Source organism: Lutibacter maritimus (assembly GCF_900116115.1).
Taxonomy (GTDB): Bacteria; Bacteroidota; Bacteroidia; order Flavobacteriales; family Flavobacteriaceae; genus Lutibacter; species Lutibacter maritimus.
Genome location: NZ_FOZP01000007.1, coordinates 106,095 through 123,338, shown reverse-complemented (window position 1 = coordinate 123,338; position 17,244 = coordinate 106,095). Strand labels below are relative to the sequence as shown.

Below are 17,244 nucleotides of genomic sequence, written 5' to 3'. Positions count from 1 at the left end.
TTAAAAAATAAAAGTATGAACGTACCAACAATGGCAGAAATGATGGCGCAAGGTAAACAACCTGAAGTTTTATTTTGGGTTGGTTGTGCAGGAAGTTTTGATGATAGAGCAAAAAAAATTACAAAAGCATTTATCAAAATTTTAAATAAAGCCAACGTAGAGTTTGCTGTTTTAGGTACAGAAGAAAGCTGTTCGGGTGATCCTGCAAAAAGAGCAGGAAACGAATTTTTATTTCAGATGCAAGCTATGACAAACATAGAAATTTTAAATGCTTATGAAATAAAAAAAATAGTAACTGCTTGTCCGCATTGTTTCAATACTATTAAAAATGAATATCCACAATTAGGTGGAGTTTATGAAGTAGTACATCATACAGAATTATTAAAATCGCTGCTTGATGATGGTAGATTAACCATTGAAGGCGGAAAATTTAAAGGAAAAAAAATTACATTTCATGACCCTTGTTATTTAGGTCGTGCAAATGATGTTTATGAAGCTCCAAGAGATTTAATTCAAAAATTAGATGTAGAATTAGTTGAAATGAAGCGTTGTAAAACGAATGGATTGTGTTGTGGTGCTGGTGGAGCACAAATGTTTAAAGAACCAGAAAAAGGTACTAAAGACATCAATATTGAGCGAACAGAAGATGCTATTGAAGTAAATCCAGATATTATTGCAACCGGTTGTCCGTTTTGTAATACTATGATGACAGATGGCGTAAAAGTTACCAATAAAGAAGCTGAAATTGAAGTTTTAGACATTGCAGAGCTAATTGCTAATGCAGAAGATTTATAATTTTATTAAATTAGATGTTTCAAAACGCGCAAATTACAACTGAAATTCCCGATATTGATCAATTGAACTTTTTAAAAATCCATAAAAATTATTTATGGATTTTATTGTTTAACTCAGCAATAGTATGGATTGTAATTTTTATAGCTTATTATTTCTTGATAGACCATAAATATGCTGAAATTTACCCAAAGTTTTCAAACTACGACTATATAATATTAGCGATTATTGTCATAATTTATAATGTGATTTTAATTGCTGGTTTTTCCAGAAGAAAATACGCATTACGTGAAAAAGACATTTCATATAGTAGTGGAATTTTAATTGAAAAATTAACGACTGTTCCATTTGCCAGAGTGCAACATTTAGAAGTTGACCAAAAACCAATTTCGCGCTTATTTAAATTAGCTTCTATCCAAATATTTACTGCAGGAGAAAGTAATGATGACTTGAAAATTAATGGAATTCCAAAAAAGGAAGCCTTAAAAATTAAAGAGTATATCACAAACTTTATTAATGAATAATTCCTTCAATTTTTCTTCTTTTTCCAGACAATCTTCCAAAGGAATAATTGTAAATTATTCTTTAATATTTTATAAATCATTAAAATCTTCTTGGGTTTTAATTCCACTTTTTTTTACTAAAAAACCAGAAAATTTTAGCGCCACTAAAATTTTGTTGAGTATTGCACTTATTTTAATTTATATTTTGGTTCGTTCCATATTATTATACTTAAACTACAAGTTTAAAGTAAAAGATAACAACTTTGTTTTAAAGCACGGAATTTTAAAAAAGACCAATGTTTCCATCCCATTTTCTAAAATTCAGAATGTAAAATTTAAACAAAATTTTATTCAACAACTTATAAATGTTACTGAAGTTGAAATTGAAACTGCTGGAGCAAAAACGGTTGAGGTTTCTATAAAGGCATTAACAAAAGAACGCGCAGAAGCTTTAAAAGAAGTGTTGTTTAGCGATAAAAAAACTGAAAATGTTGAAGAAATTTTAATTGCCAAACCACCAACAGAATTATTACAAATTTCACCTTTTGAATTATTTAAAGTAAGTATTTCTGAAAATCATTTTCATAGCTTTTTATTATTGTTTGCATTTATTTTTTCTGGATACGTGCAATTAAAAGATTTGTTAGGAGACTTAGTAATAAATAATAAGCTTGATGTACTAGTTGAAGAAAAAGCAAATTCATTGATTCACGATGTGTTTTTAGTGAGTATTTTGTTGTTATTTACATTTATAATTTCAATTATAATTTCATTTGTTAGAACATTTTTAAAACACTATAATTTAAATTTAAGTTTAAAAGATAAAGCATTAGAAATATCTCAAGGATTAATTACCAAGCAACATAATATTATTAAAAAAGAAAAAGTTCAATATTTAGTTGTTTCAACAAATCCGTTAAAAAAAATTATAGGAATTTATAATGTAGTTTTTAAACAGGCAAGTAGTGGAAAGGTTAAAAACAATAAAATCGTTAAAATTGTTGGTGCAAAAATGAATCAATTATCAATTTTAAAAAATATTTTATTTGGTAAAGAAATAGATGAAAATCAAGAAATATTTGTACCAAATAAATACTATTTAACACAAATGTATTTTAGAAGTTTTTTGTTATTAGTCATTTTTAATTTGTTTACACTTATAAGCATTAATTTTCTATTTATAAATTTAATTGGAATTCCATTGGTTATTTTATTGATAAATTTGAAGTATAAAAAATCTTATTTTAAATTGCACACCAATATACTTGAAATAGGTTCTGGACAGTTTTCTACAGAAATTATTTATTTTGAATTATTTAAAATACAACATATAAAAATGCGACAAACTGTTTTTCAGAAAAGAAAAAACGTTACCGATATTATTTTACAAACTGCATCAGGAAAAATTAAAATACCTTGTATAAATAAAATGTTAGCGATAGAATTGTTTAACATTATGTTATATAAAACTGAAATTTCAAATAAATCATGGATGTAAAAGAGTTAGTAAAAGCAGCACGTTTAAGAACATTACCACTTTCAATTTCAGGAATAATTGTTGGAAGTTTTATTGCAGCATCCGAAGGTTTTTTTAATGTAACAATTTGTGTGTTGGCTTTATTAACAACTGTTGGATTTCAAATTATTTCAAATTTTGCTAACGATTATGGCGACGGAGTTAAAGGAACCGATAATAATGAACGAGTTGGTCCGCAAAGAGCTATTCAAAGTGGTAAAATTACGCCAAAGCAATTGCTTAAAGTCATTAAAATTTCAATAGCAATAACACTTATAATTGCTGTTTTACTAATATATGTTTCTTTTGGTAAAGAAGATTTTTTCAATTTAATTATCTTTTTTGTACTTGGAATTGCAAGTATAGCTGCAGCTATAAAATATACAATGGGGAAAAATGCTTATGGTTACAGCGGTTTTGGTGATGTGTTTGTTTTTATCTTTTTCGGTTTAGTTAGTGTTTGTGGTAGTTATTATTTATACGCAAAGCAGCTAAATTTTACCGTATTTCTACCAGCATTTTCAATTGGCTTTTTAAGTATTGGTGTTTTAAACTTAAATAATATGCGTGATCGAGAGTCTGATATAAAATCTGGAAAAAACACGTTGGTTGTTAAAATTGGGATAGAGTTTGCAAAGTATTACCATTATTATTTATTAATAGCTTCATTTTTATTTGCGCTTTTGTATACAATGATACATTTCAATTCATTTTACCAATTTATATTTGTTGCTGCGTACTTGCCAATTGCAAAGCATCTTTTGGTTGTGTACAAAAATGAAAAACCAAGGTTGTTAGATCCAGAATTAAAGAAATTAGCAATTAGTACATTTATTTTTTCAGTTTTGTTTGGTCTTGGTTTGGTTTTATAAATTAAAAGAGTTTATTATTTTATAATTAAAAAATAAAAGATATCTTTGTCTTTTATTGAGAGGTTTAATGAAAAATCAAGTATTAGGCATATTTTTTTACTTATTGTATTTATTGGCAATGGTGCGTCCGTTAGTTCCAATAATGGAATACTATGCTAATTACAATTATATTGCTACAGTACTTTGTGAAAATAAAGACAAGCCTTATTTAGAGTGTAACGGTAAATGTTATTTACAAAAACAATTAAAGGAGGTAAATCATGACAATCATGAACACAAATCAACAATTCCTCAAATTAATTTTGATGATTATCCTGTAAGTCCATTAGATCAATATTCTTACCAATTAAAAGATTTTAAAGAGGTATCTTTTGAAAAATCTTATTTTGGTAGTTATACTTCACAAGATTTTTTTAAATCTGTTTTTAAACCACCTCAAGTAATTTCTTAATTTTTTTACGTGTTTATTTAATTCAAAAAATAATTGTTTTTTGAAACATTATTACGTGCTTTAATTTGTTGAAAAACAAAATAATAGCTAACAATGTTGTGGGTTTTAAACACCTAAAATCTCAGTTTATAAGCTTGCTAATTAGTTATTTTAATTAGTAAGAATCAGCAGTAAATTACTCAACAATTTAAAATTAAAAATGAAAAATAAAATACTTCTAACTATAATAGTATTATTTACATCAATACTTTCTTTCGCTCAAGCCACAAAAGTTTCAGGAAAAATTATTGATGAAAAAACGGCATCTCCAATAGAATATGCAACTATTAGACTTTTGAAAAACAATGTTTTAGCTATTTCTAACTCTAATGGAGAATTTACATTAAATGCAGAAATTGGCGATAAAATTGAAGTATCGCATATCAGTTATAAAACCATTATCACAAATTTACAAAACCAAATAACAATACCATTACAACTAACTCAAATAGAGTTAAATGAAATAATTGTAGCCGCTAATCCTTTGCAAGATATTTCACAATCTACAGTAATTAATGAGACTGAAAAGCGTATTAGTCAACCTCGTAGTGTGGGACATTTATTTAAAGATATTAGTGGTTTTGGTATTACAAAAAAAGGAGCGTATGCTTCAGAACCAGTTTTCCGTTCTTTTAAATATGAGCAATTAAATGTGCAATATGATGGTGGAATGAAAGTGTTAAACGCGTGTCCAAATAGAATGGATCCTATTACCACGCACATTATTCCTGAAGAAATTGAAAAAATTGAAATTATAAAAGGCCCATTTACGGTACGTTTCGGACAAAATTTTGGGGGAATTATCAATTTAGTTTCAAAAAATCCAACAAAAGACCAAAAAGGATTTCACGGAAGTGTTGAAGGAGGTTATGAAACCAATGGAGATAATTTAGTTACAGGAGCTTCGGCGTTGTATGTTGCTAATAAATATGATGTGTATTTAAATGGTTCGTATCGTGATTTTGGTGATTATAAAGATGGAGATGGAACAGAAGTTCCTTCATCATTTAAAACAACAGATTATTCATTAAAAGTGGGAATAAATCCAACAGAAAAACAACGTTTGCAATTCAGTTGGAGACAATCTTTTGGTCGCGATATTGACCACGCTGGTTTGCCTATGGATTCACCTTATGACGATAGTTTTTTAGCTGGAATTGATTATAAAATAAAAGAACTATCTGATAAAATTAACAGTTTTACTTTAAAGGTTTTTTATTCGTATGTAGATCATTTAATGACCAATGAAAATCGACCAAATTTTAACATGACAGATTCGCAATCTCCAGTAGAATCTTGGACGTATGGAGGGAAAACTGAACTAGTTATTGCACCAAGTGATAATGTAAGGATTTATACAGGTATTGATGCAAACTTAGTGGATAGAAAAGGTGATAGAACCCGAATTGTGAAAATGATGAATGGCATGATGTTACCAACTCCTAAAGTTTTTACCGATAAAATTTGGCAAGATGCAAGTGTAAATGATATTGGTGTGTTTGCAGAAAGTAATTTTAAAATTAACAATTATACAACGGTTACAACAGGTGTTAGAGCCGATTTTATTTCAGCGTCTATAGATGACCCAGAAGCCGATTTTGAAGCATTATATGGTGGAAATATTGATGATCAAACTGAAACAAATATCAGTGCAAATGCTTCTATAAAGTATCAAAAAAACGGATTTCAAACGCAGTTTGCAATTGGTAGAGGTGTAAGAACAGCTTCAATGATAGAGCGTTTTATCAACCATTTTTCAGTTGGTGTTGATCCGTATGAGTATGTAGGTAATCCTAATTTAAAGCCAGAGGTTAATACACAATTAGAACTTTCATTACTTAAAAAGTTTGAAACTATACAAATTGGCGCAACTTTTTTCCATTCGTTTTTGTCAGATTATATTATTCCTGTAGTTAATTCTGATATTCCTAGAAAATTTATGCCAACAACACCTCCGGTAGTTGCCAAGCAATTTATTAATATTGATGAAGCAACTCAAACTGGTTTTGAATTTTCTTTTAACTATAAAGCTTCTGATAAAATAAGTTTTTCTTCAGAAGTGTCTTATACACAAGCTGAAAACAAAGATTTAAATGAGCCTTTAGCACACATTCCGCCTTTTATGGCAAATTTGGGTGCTAAATTTGAAGATGATAATTATTGGTTTGCACTAAGTTCAAGGTTGGTTGCTAAACAAGCTAAAATTGCACCTTCATTTATGGAAGAAGAAACGCCAGGTTTTGGAACACTTGATTTTAGAGCAGGTGTAGAGCCATTTAAAGGTTTCTCTATCGGTTTTGCAGTATTAAATATTTTTGATAAAACATATTATGAGCATTTAAACTTCTCTTATAGTAATTCAAATATTTTATCAGGAAAAATTTACGAACCTGGTAGAAATTTTACAACGTATTGCAAGTATCAATTTTAATATTAGATACTTATTTTGTTTGTTTGTTAACCACAGAAAGTTCGCTTTCTGTGGTTTTATTATGAAATATATTTTTTAAATTGCAGTAAACCTATAAAATCTTCTTCAAATGAAAATAACCTATTTAGGACACGCAACGTTAAGTATAGAAACAAAAGATAAAACCTTATTAATAGACCCATTTATTTCTGGAAATGAATTAGCGAAAGATATTGATATTGACAATCTGCAAGCCGATTATATTTTGATTACACACGCGCATCAAGATCATATTTTAGATGTAGAAGCCATTGCAAAAAGAACTGGAGCCAAAGTAATTTCTAATTATGAAATTGTAACGTATTTTGAAAATAAAGGAATTGCAGGACATCCAATGAATCACGGAGGAAAATGGCATTTCGATTTTGGAACACTACATTATACAAACGCAATTCATTCAAGTTCTTTTCCAGATGGAAGTTATGGTGGACAACCGGGAGGGTTTGTTTTAGAAACTGGTCATCATAGAATTTACATTGCTGGAGATACGGCTTTAACGTACGACATGAAATTAATTCCAGATGTAATTGGCGATTTAGATTTAGCCATTTTACCAGTTGGTGATAATTTTACAATGGGAATTGATGAAGCCATAAAGGCAAGTAAATTTTTAAGTTGTAACAAAGTTTTAGGAGTGCATTTTGATACGTTTGGCTATATAAAAATTGATCATAAAGAAGCTTATGAGAAATTTGCAAAAGCAAAAAAGGAATTATATTTATTATCAATAGGTGGAAATATTAAAATCTAAGTTTAGGTTATTTTGGTTTAAATAAAAGATGTAAAAACTTAAGATCAATTGAAATATTAGATTTAAAAGTTGAATATCAACTAGTTTAGAAAAAGAACTAATTATTTTTAACAATTGTTATAGATGTTTTTTCTCCTTTTTTTAAATGAGTTAATGTATTAATATTATTTTCTTGATCAATAATTTCTATTTTAGCAGTATTTGGTGAGATAGTACCAATATTTAATGCTTCAACTTTAATACTTGTTAATTTTGATTTTAAAGGAATTGTTAATTGTTTTATTTTTTTACTTACCACATAATTTCTTAAAAAAATAGTATCATTTACGTACACATTAATTTTATCACCATCAACTTTTCCAGCATCATAAATTTTTAATTCTAGTTTACTAGAATTTGAAAACATTGTTAAATTTTGGTTTGGTTTTAGAATGTTCATTTTTAATGAATCTAAAGTCTGAGCTACACTTATAGTAGATTTAATAGTTTTGTCTACTTGTTTTGATTTCTGAATTAATTTATCAATTTTTTCGGCCCTTTTTTCAATTTTTTGAATGTTTCTAAGTTTAATTTCGCCATTTATACAAGTACTTCCATCATTATAAAGTCCATTAAACTTACCTTCTATGTTTTTATTAGAATCTACACTATTTACTTTTCCTTTAAAATGGATGTAGCAGAAATCATAATCAGAGATTTCAGATTTGGTATAAACAATTCCTATTTCTTTAAAAGATAAAATATTGGTTTTGTTATCATAGGTTCCTCTAATGTTAGATTTAGTTTCGTGATCACCACCAATATCTGTTATTGAATAGCCAGATATTAAATTATTGTTTTCTAATAAGTTTAATCTGTAAGAAATAAATGATGAATCATTTAATTTAATAACCCCTAAATATTCTTGTTCACTTTGGCTATAAATTTCAGTATTAAGTAACAACAAGGTTAAAATAAAAAGAAAGTATTTATTATTTTTAAACATTTTTTATTAGATTTGATTACAAACTTAAAATTAAAAGTTATGAAATTAAAAATTATTTTATCATTAGTATCATTCTTATTAATCGCAAGCTTCAGCTACGCTTCTTTTCCTGTTAAAAGAGTTGCAACATTTGAAAATTCTTCGCAAGTTAATAAAACTTCAGCAACAGAGGTTTTAGTTTCTCCAGCCGCTGTTGGATCAGAAAAGAGTCAGGGTATTGCTTTACTTTTAGGTATTTTATTAGGAGGTTTAGCAGGGCATAAGTGGTATTTAGGCAATCCTTGGTATATAAATGTACTTTTTATAATTACTTTAGGAGGTCTTGGAATCTGGTGGATAATAGATATGATTAGAATTATTACTGGAGATTACAAACCACACAATGGAAGTTATAAAGCTGATTTTTTCTAAATATTAATACATATTATCATAAAAAAAGAGAAGTAAATTACTTCTCTTTTTTTTATATCTATTTATTCTTTATTGATTTGGAAGATAACCATTCTTTTCTTAAATCATCAGATAATAAACCAGTACCATCATGTTTCCAGCCTGGTGGTTTTATAAAATATTTTAATTTATTTACAAGTGAAGTTTTTGCTAAACAAGCATCTTTAAAAACAGCCATCCATTCGTGAAAAGCAATTTTTACTGGATTATAAGTATCAATGTTTGAAGTTAATCCGTAAATCACTTTTTCTTCCTTTAATTCAGGTTGAAACGTTCCAAATAATTTATCCCAAATAATAAAAATCCCAGCGTGATTTCTATCTAAATATAACGGATTACTTCCGTGATGCACTCTATGATGTGATGGCGTGTTAAAAACGGCTTCAAACCATTTTGGCATTTTATCAATTAATTCTGTATGAATCCAATATTGATATAACAAACTAATACTCATTTGTGTAAATATCATTAATGGATGAAAACCTAACAATGGTAATGCTAAATAAAATACAAAAGTAAAAAATCCACCAGTCCAAGTTTGACGTAAAGCGGTGCTTAAATTATATTTTTGGGAAGAATGATGCACAATATGTGATGCCCAAAAAAAACGACTTTCGTGTCCCATTCTATGTGCCCAATAATAACAAAAATCATCAGCAAATAAAATTAATAGCCAACTCCACCAAACAAACGGTATTGTAGTAAATCTAAAGTTTTCATATAAAAATGTAATGATAAAAACTACCAGTAATTTGCTTAGTAAATTTACTAACACGTTTCCAATTCCCATTGTCAACGAAGCAAACGTGTCTTTAATATTATAGTTTTTAGGTTTTTTTTTGTACAAAACAATACTTTCAAAAATAACTGTAACTATAAAAAATGGTATTGCGTAATAAATTAAATTTGGGATCTGTGGAATTTCCATAAAAAATATAATTATAGTCCAATATAAAATAAATTTTTAAATATTTGTACCTTTCAATTTTAAAGCAAAAATGAAAGCAAGTTTTCAAAAATATATTCTAAATTTTAAACAGGCAAGTGGAACATCTCGTGGTGTTTTACATACCAAAGAAACATTTTTTTTAAAGTTGGTTGAAAATGATAAAATTGGAATTGGTGAATGTGGTTTGTTTAGAGGACTAAGTTGTGATGATAGAACAGATTACGAAGATAAATTAAACTGGTTGTGTGAAAACATTCATCAAAATAAAGAGTTTTTATTGGAAGAATTAATGGAATATCCTTCCATTCAATTTGGTTTGGAACAAGCATTATTATTGCTAAAAAGCGAAAATATGTTTGAATTATTTTCATCAAAATTCACTAAATCACAAGATGCGATAAATATTAACGGCTTAATTTGGATGGGAAGCGAAGCTTTTATGAAGCAACAAATTTCAGATAAATTAGAAGCAGGATTTTCAACCATTAAAATGAAGATTGGAGCTATAGATTTTGAAACGGAACTTTCTTTATTAAAAAGTATCCGTAAAGATTTTTCTTCAAAAGAAATTGAATTAAGAGTGGATGCAAACGGAGCTTTTAAACCAAACGAAACTTTAGAGAAATTAAAACGTTTAGCGGATTTTGAAATCCATTCTATTGAACAACCAATAAAGCAAGGACAAATAAATGAAATGGCTGATTTATGTTTGAAAACACCTTTACCAATTGCGTTGGATGAAGAATTAATAGGCATTTTTGATGTAACAAAAAAGCAAGAATTGCTACAAATAATAAATCCGCAGTATATAATTTTAAAGCCTAGTTTAGTTGGTGGTTTTAAAGGAAGTGAAGAGTGGATAAATTTGGCAGAAAAACAACAAATTGGCTGGTGGATAACATCGGCTTTAGAAAGTAATATTGGTTTAAATGCCATTGCACAATGGACGTATATTTTAGGTAATAAAATGCCTCAAGGTTTAGGAACTGGCGGTTTATTTACCAATAATTTTGATTGTCCGTTAGAAGTTGAAAACGGTCATTTAAAGTATAATAATTTAAAAAATTGGAAATTTAATTTATAAATATGAAATTTATTCAACAAGCATATAAAGGAGAGAACCAGTGGTGGGCCTATTTTGTAACTATTATACTATTATTTTTTGGGTGGCAATTTATAGCCGTAATTCCTTTAATTGGAGTAGCTTTTTATTATGCTGGAGATTTTGAAACTTTTTTAGCAGCAGCAAATAATAATTTTACATCATTAGGAATAAATTCTAACTTATACTTGTTTTTAGTAATATTAACTTTTTTAGGCGGTTTAATTTCATTGTTTTTAGGAATAAAATTCATTCATAAGCGTAAAATTATTTCAGTAATTACAAGTCGAAATAAAATTGATTGGAACCGATTTTTTTATGCTTTTGGACTTTGGGCTGTAATTGGTGTAATTATGATTGGTATCAGTTATTATTTAGAGCCAGAAAATTTTATTTGGAATTTTAAACCCGTTTCTTTTGCAATTTTAGTAGTAGTTTCATTTCTGTTTTTGCCAATTCAAACAAGTATGGAAGAAATTTTGTTTAGAGGCTATTTAATGCAAGGTTTTGGAACTTGGTTTAAAAAATCTTTTGTTGCTTTAATTTTAACATCGGTGATTTTTGGCTTATTACATGGTTTAAATCCTGAAGTAGAAAAGTTGGGTTGGATAAGTATGGTATACTATATTGGAACTGGTTTAGTTTTAGGGATTTTTACTTTGATGGATGAAGGAACCGAACTTGCTTTAGGGTTTCACGCAGCAAATAATATTGTTGCAGCAGTTTTGGTAACTGCTAATTGGACAGTTTTCCAGACAGATGCGCTGTTAATTGATACTTCAGAACCTTCGGTTGGTTGGGAAATGTTTATGCCTGTGTTGGTTTTATATCCAATAGTTTTATATATTTTTTCAACTAAATATGGTTGGACAAATTGGAAAGAAAAATTGTTTGGAACAGTTATGAAACCTATTGAATTAAAAGAAGAAGAATTTATTGCATAGTTGCCAAAAACTTTAAGAATTGATAATAGAAAACAATTTTCATAAAGACTTTAGATTACAAGGAAAATCATTTAATTCTGTTGATGAATTGTTGTTGTTTTCTAAAACAATTTCTATGGATGTTGCTCAATTTTTAGAAAATTGGTTTAATGAATCTACAATTATTGAAGTAAAAACTTCCGGTTCTACAGGAACTCCTAAGGTAATTCAGCTTCAAAAAAAGCATATGATAAACAGTGCAAAAGCTACTGGAGAATTTTTTAATTTGTTTGAAAACACTACGGCTTTATTATGTATGTCTGTTAATTTTATTGCTGGAAAAATGATGTTGGTAAGAGCACTTACGTTAGGTTGGCAGCTGGATATTATTGAACCAACTTCTTCTCCATTAAATATTATAAATAAAGAGTATGATTTTTCGGCAATGGTGCCGTTGCAGGTTTCAAATTCACTAAAAAATATTCATAAAATTAAAAAGCTAATTGTTGGTGGTGGGGTGGTTTCTAATGATTTATTGCTAAAAATTCAACCGTTAAAAACTGAAATTTTTGCAACGTATGGAATGACAGAAACCGTTACGCATATTGCAATTAAAAAATTGAATAATTTAAATGTCATTTTGGGTGAAGTCGATAAATCAAGTTATAAAACACTTCCAAATATTATACTTTCAACTGATGATAGAGGTTGCTTAATAATTGATGCTCCAAAAATTTGTGATGAAAAAATTTTAACAAATGATTTGGTTGAATTAATTTCAGAAACAGAATTTAAATGGTTAGGTAGGTATGATTCTATTATAAATTCTGGAGGTATTAAATTAATTCCTGAGCAAATTGAAGAAAAACTTTCTAAAATTATTCACGAACGATTTTTTATAACAGGAATTTCTGATGCTGTTTTAGGTGAAAAATTAGTTTTAATTATTGAAGGAGCATCAAATTTGAATTTAACAAAAAAAGTGAAGCAATTAAGTTCACTATCAAAGTTTGAAAAACCTAAGGAAATTTACTTTATATCAAAATTTATTGAAACGCCAACTCAAAAAATCAATAGGAAAGAAACTTTAAAATTACTTAAAAATATTTGCTAAAAATTTTAATGAGCACCAATGTTTTAATTGCAATTAAACCTGCATAAAACCAAATAGGTGTTTTTACAGTTTCTTTTAATTCGTAATATGCCAGTTTTATAGAATTTGGCATAGTTGTTAATTCATACTCGTGTTTACAGCTTACACAAACAGATTTTCCAAATTTTCCTCCAGATAAAAAAGGAATGTGTAATAAATGTTTATAAATACCAAATACGGAAACTTTTGTAGTATTTTTTTTATTGCAATTAGGGCATAAAACTTCCTTTGGAGTTTCAAATTTTAATTCAGAAGTTTTTTTGCCAGCTAAAAACATTTTTCTTTATTACATTTCCATAGAGTGATATACGTTTTGCACATCGTCATCTTCTTCTAAACGTTCTAATAATTTTTCAACATCAGCTTGTTGTTCTTCTGATAGTTTGGTTGTTGTTGTTGGAATACGTTCAAATCCGGATGAAAGTATTTCTAAATTATTTTCTTCTAAAAATTTTTGAATTGCTCCAAATTGTTCGAATGGTGCATAAATTAAAATTCCATCTTCATCTTCAAAAACTTCTTCAACTTCAAAATCAATTAATTCTAGCTCAAAATCTTCCAAATCCATTTTTAAATCTTCTGTTTTAACTCTAAAGTTACACGTATGATCGAACATAAATACTACAGACCCTGAAGTTCCTAAATTACCATCACATTTATTAAAAGCAGCTCTTACATTAGCAACGGATCTGTTGTTATTATCAGTTGCAGTTTCAACAATAATTGCAATTCCGTGAGGTGCGTAACCTTCAAATAAAACTTCTTTATAGTTTGCTGTATCTTTGTCGCTTGCTTTTTTAATAGCTCTTTCAACATTGTCTTTAGGCATATTTGCAGCCTTAGCATTTTGAATGACAGCTCTTAAACGTGCGTTGCTTTCAGGATGAGGCCCACCTTCTTTAACCGCCATAACAATATCTTTACCAATTCTGGTAAATGTTTTAGCCATTGCAGACCAACGTTTCATTTTTCGTGCTTTTCTAAATTCAAACGCTCTTCCCATAATATTAAAATAGTTTTATTTTTAGTGATGCAAATGTAAATATTACCAAATTCATTTACAACACTTTTATACTTGAAAATTTAATACGTTTGAATAATATAATAAGGCATTCCTGTTTCTTTTAAAACTTGTTTAGCTCTTTTGTGTTGTTCCTGAAATGTTTTTAAATCAGTACCTTTACATATTCCGTATGAGTAATGGTATTTTAAAATTTCTAAATCTTTTTCTGTGAATTCTTTAGTGTTGGAATAATGGGAGGATAAATAGCTTTCTTTAGGTAATAAGTCAGTGAAATTTAAGTGTCCTAATGATTTTAAGAACAAGATTTTTGTTGCACTTATAAAATCACTCTTATCCTTATAATAATTTGAATTTAATTGTAATTTACAATCATAAATTCTTTGATTCCCTTTCCAACTAATATAGTAATCATTATAAAAATCTTTGATTCTTTCATCATATTTTTTGTCATCTTTAGAATTGAAATTATAGATGATAAAATTTGAATGACTAATAGTATCTGTATAGCTTATTTTTAAAGAATCTACTTCTTTATTTAAATAGTTAGCAAACTTTGTTAAAGCGCTCTTGACTTCAGCATCTATATTATTGGCGAAATAGATTTTGATTTCATCTTTCCAATATCTCATTTTTAGATGGCTGGTACTACTTTTTTGATTATAAAAATATTTTTTAAATACAATATCTTCATAAATGTCTAAAAACACTGAATCTTTTTCAACATACTTAACTTTAACGCCTTTTAGCTGAGTGTTGTCGTCTGGAAAAGGTATTAAAGTATCGCTTTTATGTATAACAAAAAGCAGAGAGTCTTCTTTAGTTAAACTCTTTCCAAATAATGCCTTATAACCTTTTAAAGAAATATATTTTTGTTTTAATTTAATATTTGTATTGTTTGTTTGTGAAAATCCGTTAAGGGTTACTAAAAAGGTTAGAATTGTAATAATTTTTTTCATAGCATTTTTTTTAAACTTGAATTATACCTAAATTAAATTGTTTTTCAATAGGAGCGTGGTTAGCAGCTTCAATACCCAAACTTATCCATGTTCTAGTATCTAAAGGATTAATTACTGCATCTGTCCATAGCCTTGCTGCAGCATAATATGGTGAGGTTTGTGCATCATATTTTTGTTGGATTGAATGTAAAATTTCTTGTTCTTTTTTTGGAGTAATTTTTTCTCCTTTCTTTTTTAACGAAGCCGTTTCAATTTGTAATAGAACTTTAGCAGCTTGTTCGCCACCCATAACTGCTAATCGTGCTGATGGCCAAGCAACAATTAAACGCGGATCATACGCTTTACCACACATAGCATAATTCCCAGCGCCATAAGAGTTCCCTATAATAATTGTAAATTTTGGAACCACAGAATTACTTACTGCATTTACCATTTTTGCGCCATCTTTTATAATGCCACCATGTTCACTTTTGCTGCCAACCATAAAGCCAGTTACATCTTGTAAAAATACTAACGGAATTTTTTTCTGATTGCAATTCGCAATAAATCTTGTTGCCTTATCTGCTGAATCGGAATAAATAACGCCACCAAACTGCATTTCTTTTTTGGCGTTTTTAACTACTTTTCGTTGGTTTGCAACAATACCTACTGCCCAACCATCAATTCTGGCGTATCCACAAATAATGGTTTTTCCATAATCTTGTTTGTATTCTTCAATAGTAGAATTATCAACAATACGTTTTATGATTTCACGCATATCATATTGTTCAGATCGCGAGGCTGGAAGAATTCCAAAAATATCATCAATAGTATTTGTTGGGCTTATTGCTTTTATTCTGTTAAAACCCGCTTTGTTATAATCGCCAATTTTACCAATAATACTTTTAATTTTATCTAAAGCATCTTTATCATCTAACGCTTTATAATCCGTAACTCCGCTAATCTCACAATGTGTTGTTGCGCCTCCCAAAGTTTCATTATCAATACTTTCGCCAATAGCAGCTTTTACTAAATAACTTCCTGCTAAAAATATACTTCCAGTTTTATCAACAATCATAGCTTCATCGCTCATAATTGGTAAATAAGCGCCACCGGCAACACAACTTCCCATTACTGCTGAAATTTGTGTAATCCCCATGCTACTCATAATGGCATTATTTCTAAAAATACGCCCAAAATGTTCTTTATCTGGAAAAATTTCGTCTTGCATTGGCAAATAAACGCCAGCACTATCCACCAAATAAATAATTGGTAATTTATTTTCTATAGATATTTCTTGAGCACGTAGGTTCTTTTTGCCGGTGATTGGAAACCAAGCACCTGCTTTTACAGTGGCATCATTTGCTACAACAATGCATTGTTTTCCTTTTATATAACCAATTTTAACAACAACACCTGCAGATGGACAGCCACCGTGCTCTTTATACATTTCATCACCTGCAAAAGCTCCAATTTCAATCGATTCACTTTTTGCATCAAATAAATAATCAATTCGTTCTCTAGCAGTTAGTTTCCCTTTTGCTTTATGCTTTTCTATATTTTTATCTCCGCCACCTTTATAAACTTTTAATAGTTTGTTTTTTAATTCGGAAAGTTGAAGTTTGTTAAAATCTTCATTTTTATTGAAGCTGATGTCCATTTTTTGAATAAAATTTAGTCTTGCTAAAGTACGAAATGAATGTTAAATAATCCTTAAAAATATAACAAGGTAATATATACCTAGGTAAATAAAATATTTTTTTATATGTTTGTATAAAATTTTAAACTAAAGTATGTATGAGGTCAATTATAACAATAGGAGGCAGCAGTAGTACAAACTCAATTAATAAGAAATTGGCTGAATATGTAGGCAGCTTAATTAATAATGTAGAATTAATTAAACTTGATTTAAACAATTTTAAAATGCCTTTGTTTTCTGTTGATGAAGAAACTGAAAATGGTTTTCCAAATAAAGCTATTGAATTAAATTCAATTTTTGACAAAGCTGATGGTTTTGTAATTTCACTAGCAGAGCATAATGGTGCGTATTCCTCGGCCTTTAAAAACACTTTTGATTGGTTATCTAGAATTGAGGGGAAAGTTTGGAGAAATAAACCAATGTTGTTATTGGCAACATCTCCTGGAGCAAGAGGAGGTCAAACTGTTTTAGAAATTGCATTAGCCAGATTTCCATTTCACGGGGCCAAAATTGTGGGTAATTTATCATTTCCATCTTTTCATGATAATTTTAAGGAAGATGAAGTTAAAAATTCAGAACTAAAGTTGGCAATTCAAAAGTTGATTATTGAATTTGAAAATAATTTATAGT

Annotated in this window: 18 protein-coding genes; 12 read left to right on the top strand and 6 right to left on the bottom strand. The window is 28.5% G+C overall.

The annotated features are described in order from the left end of the window. Positions 1–15: 15 nt before the first annotated feature. The 7 genes from BM335_RS12270 (at position 16) to BM335_RS12240 (ending at position 7,394) form a co-directional block, all read left to right on the top strand. Positions 16–795 (top strand): (Fe-S)-binding protein, encoded by a 780-nt coding sequence (locus tag BM335_RS12270; RefSeq protein WP_090228207.1) that lies wholly within the window; start codon positions 16–18, stop codon positions 793–795. Positions 796–809: 14 nt separating this feature from the next. Then, the gene (locus tag BM335_RS12265) at positions 810–1,316 is read left to right on the top strand and encodes a PH domain-containing protein (RefSeq protein WP_090228203.1); all 507 of its coding nucleotides are present in this window, start codon (positions 810–812) and stop codon (positions 1,314–1,316) included. Continuing rightward, positions 1,309–2,793 carry a PH domain-containing protein gene (locus tag BM335_RS12260; RefSeq protein WP_090228200.1) on the top strand — a complete coding sequence of 495 codons (1,485 nt, stop codon included), beginning with the start codon at positions 1,309–1,311 and terminating at the stop codon, positions 2,791–2,793. The genes BM335_RS12265 and BM335_RS12260 overlap by 8 nt, the downstream gene beginning before the upstream one ends. Further along, a complete protein-coding gene (locus BM335_RS12255) occupies positions 2,784–3,683 on the top strand; it encodes a 1,4-dihydroxy-2-naphthoate polyprenyltransferase (protein WP_090228195.1) in 900 nt (299 codons plus the stop codon). The genes BM335_RS12260 and BM335_RS12255 overlap by 10 nt, the downstream gene beginning before the upstream one ends. Positions 3,684–3,750: 67 nt before the next feature. Further along, the gene (locus BM335_RS12250) at positions 3,751–4,134 is read left to right on the top strand and encodes a hypothetical protein (RefSeq protein WP_090228192.1); all 384 of its coding nucleotides are present in this window, start codon (positions 3,751–3,753) and stop codon (positions 4,132–4,134) included. A 199-nt stretch (positions 4,135–4,333) separates the two neighbouring features. After that, on the top strand, positions 4,334–6,604 hold the full coding sequence (locus tag BM335_RS12245) for a TonB-dependent receptor domain-containing protein (protein WP_090228188.1): 2,271 nt from the start codon (positions 4,334–4,336) through the stop codon (positions 6,602–6,604). 109 nt (positions 6,605–6,713) lie between these two features. Beyond that, the gene (locus BM335_RS12240; protein WP_090228183.1) at positions 6,714–7,394 is read left to right on the top strand and encodes a metal-dependent hydrolase; all 681 of its coding nucleotides are present in this window, start codon (positions 6,714–6,716) and stop codon (positions 7,392–7,394) included. A gap of 97 nt (positions 7,395–7,491) precedes the next feature. On the opposite strand, the gene BM335_RS12235 is transcribed toward BM335_RS12240, so the two are convergent. Next, a complete protein-coding gene (locus BM335_RS12235; RefSeq protein WP_090228179.1) occupies positions 7,492–8,379 on the bottom strand; it encodes a hypothetical protein in 888 nt (295 codons plus the stop codon). A gap of 39 nt (positions 8,380–8,418) precedes the next feature. Between BM335_RS12235 and BM335_RS12230 the strand changes: the two genes are divergently transcribed. Then, on the top strand, positions 8,419–8,790 hold the full coding sequence (locus BM335_RS12230) for a TM2 domain-containing protein (protein WP_090228176.1): 372 nt from the start codon (positions 8,419–8,421) through the stop codon (positions 8,788–8,790). Positions 8,791–8,848: 58 nt separating this feature from the next. Here BM335_RS12230 and BM335_RS12225 read toward each other — a convergent pair whose 3' ends face one another. Continuing rightward, entirely contained in the window at positions 8,849–9,757 is a 909-nt protein-coding gene (locus BM335_RS12225) for a sterol desaturase family protein (RefSeq protein WP_177219210.1), read from the bottom strand. 70 nt (positions 9,758–9,827) lie between these two features. Between BM335_RS12225 and BM335_RS12220 the strand changes: the two genes are divergently transcribed. Genes BM335_RS12220 through BM335_RS12210 form a run of 3 tightly spaced genes read left to right on the top strand, consistent with a single transcriptional unit; the run spans position 9,828 to position 12,917 of the window. Further along, positions 9,828–10,862 (top strand): o-succinylbenzoate synthase, encoded by a 1,035-nt coding sequence (locus tag BM335_RS12220; RefSeq protein ID WP_090228172.1) that lies wholly within the window; start codon positions 9,828–9,830, stop codon positions 10,860–10,862. A 2-nt stretch (positions 10,863–10,864) separates the two neighbouring features. Then, positions 10,865–11,824 (top strand): CPBP family intramembrane glutamic endopeptidase, encoded by a 960-nt coding sequence (locus tag BM335_RS12215; protein ID WP_090228167.1) that lies wholly within the window; start codon positions 10,865–10,867, stop codon positions 11,822–11,824. A gap of 19 nt (positions 11,825–11,843) precedes the next feature. Then, the gene (locus BM335_RS12210) at positions 11,844–12,917 is read left to right on the top strand and encodes an AMP-binding protein (protein WP_317041039.1); all 1,074 of its coding nucleotides are present in this window, start codon (positions 11,844–11,846) and stop codon (positions 12,915–12,917) included. On the opposite strand, the gene BM335_RS12205 is transcribed toward BM335_RS12210, so the two are convergent. The 4 genes from BM335_RS12205 to BM335_RS12190 all read right to left on the bottom strand — a co-directional run bounded on the left by BM335_RS12205 (position 12,901) and on the right by BM335_RS12190 (position 16,575). Continuing rightward, positions 12,901–13,233 (bottom strand): hypothetical protein, encoded by a 333-nt coding sequence (locus BM335_RS12205; RefSeq protein ID WP_090228164.1) that lies wholly within the window; start codon positions 13,231–13,233, stop codon positions 12,901–12,903. The genes BM335_RS12210 and BM335_RS12205 overlap by 17 nt on opposite strands. A gap of 9 nt (positions 13,234–13,242) precedes the next feature. Then, positions 13,243–13,959: a YebC/PmpR family DNA-binding transcriptional regulator gene (locus BM335_RS12200; protein WP_090228160.1), complete on the bottom strand. Its 717-nt coding sequence runs from the start codon at positions 13,957–13,959 to the stop codon at positions 13,243–13,245. A gap of 80 nt (positions 13,960–14,039) precedes the next feature. Further along, positions 14,040–14,936 (bottom strand): hypothetical protein, encoded by an 897-nt coding sequence (locus BM335_RS12195; protein WP_090228156.1) that lies wholly within the window; start codon positions 14,934–14,936, stop codon positions 14,040–14,042. 10 nt (positions 14,937–14,946) lie between these two features. Next, positions 14,947–16,575, bottom strand: coding sequence for an acyl-CoA carboxylase subunit beta (locus tag BM335_RS12190; protein WP_090228151.1), 1,629 nt, complete (start codon positions 16,573–16,575; stop codon positions 14,947–14,949). A gap of 137 nt (positions 16,576–16,712) precedes the next feature. Here BM335_RS12190 and BM335_RS12185 point away from each other — a divergent pair, with 137 nt between their 5' ends. After that, positions 16,713–17,243 carry an NADPH-dependent FMN reductase gene (locus BM335_RS12185; RefSeq protein ID WP_090228148.1) on the top strand — a complete coding sequence of 177 codons (531 nt, stop codon included), beginning with the start codon at positions 16,713–16,715 and terminating at the stop codon, positions 17,241–17,243. Position 17,244: the final 1 nt, after the last annotated feature.

Bases quoted from the DNA above. Each gene is read 5' to 3' on its own strand.
- BM335_RS12230 (WP_090228176.1), top strand. From the start codon at position 8,419: ATGAAATTAAAAATTATTTTATCATTAGTATCATTCTTATTAATCGCA.
- BM335_RS12250 (WP_090228192.1), top strand. From the start codon at position 3,751: ATGAAAAATCAAGTATTAGGCATATTTTTTTACTTATTGTATTTATTG.
- BM335_RS12205 (WP_090228164.1), bottom strand. From the start codon at position 13,233: ATGTTTTTAGCTGGCAAAAAAACTTCTGAATTAAAATTTGAAACTCCA.
- BM335_RS12190 (WP_090228151.1), bottom strand. From the start codon at position 16,575: ATGGACATCAGCTTCAATAAAAATGAAGATTTTAACAAACTTCAACTT.
- BM335_RS12225 (WP_177219210.1), bottom strand. From the start codon at position 9,757: ATGGAAATTCCACAGATCCCAAATTTAATTTATTACGCAATACCATTT.
- BM335_RS12240 (WP_090228183.1), top strand. From the start codon at position 6,714: ATGAAAATAACCTATTTAGGACACGCAACGTTAAGTATAGAAACAAAA.
- BM335_RS12235 (WP_090228179.1), bottom strand. From the start codon at position 8,379: ATGTTTAAAAATAATAAATACTTTCTTTTTATTTTAACCTTGTTGTTA.
- BM335_RS12195 (WP_090228156.1), bottom strand. From the start codon at position 14,936: ATGAAAAAAATTATTACAATTCTAACCTTTTTAGTAACCCTTAACGGA.
- BM335_RS12220 (WP_090228172.1), top strand. From the start codon at position 9,828: ATGAAAGCAAGTTTTCAAAAATATATTCTAAATTTTAAACAGGCAAGT.
- BM335_RS12185 (WP_090228148.1), top strand. From the start codon at position 16,713: ATGAGGTCAATTATAACAATAGGAGGCAGCAGTAGTACAAACTCAATT.
- BM335_RS12270 (WP_090228207.1), top strand. From the start codon at position 16: ATGAACGTACCAACAATGGCAGAAATGATGGCGCAAGGTAAACAACCT.
- BM335_RS12215 (WP_090228167.1), top strand. From the start codon at position 10,865: ATGAAATTTATTCAACAAGCATATAAAGGAGAGAACCAGTGGTGGGCC.
- BM335_RS12200 (WP_090228160.1), bottom strand. From the start codon at position 13,959: ATGGGAAGAGCGTTTGAATTTAGAAAAGCACGAAAAATGAAACGTTGG.
- BM335_RS12260 (WP_090228200.1), top strand. From the start codon at position 1,309: ATGAATAATTCCTTCAATTTTTCTTCTTTTTCCAGACAATCTTCCAAA.
- BM335_RS12265 (WP_090228203.1), top strand. From the start codon at position 810: ATGTTTCAAAACGCGCAAATTACAACTGAAATTCCCGATATTGATCAA.
- BM335_RS12255 (WP_090228195.1), top strand. From the start codon at position 2,784: ATGGATGTAAAAGAGTTAGTAAAAGCAGCACGTTTAAGAACATTACCA.
- BM335_RS12245 (WP_090228188.1), top strand. From the start codon at position 4,334: ATGAAAAATAAAATACTTCTAACTATAATAGTATTATTTACATCAATA.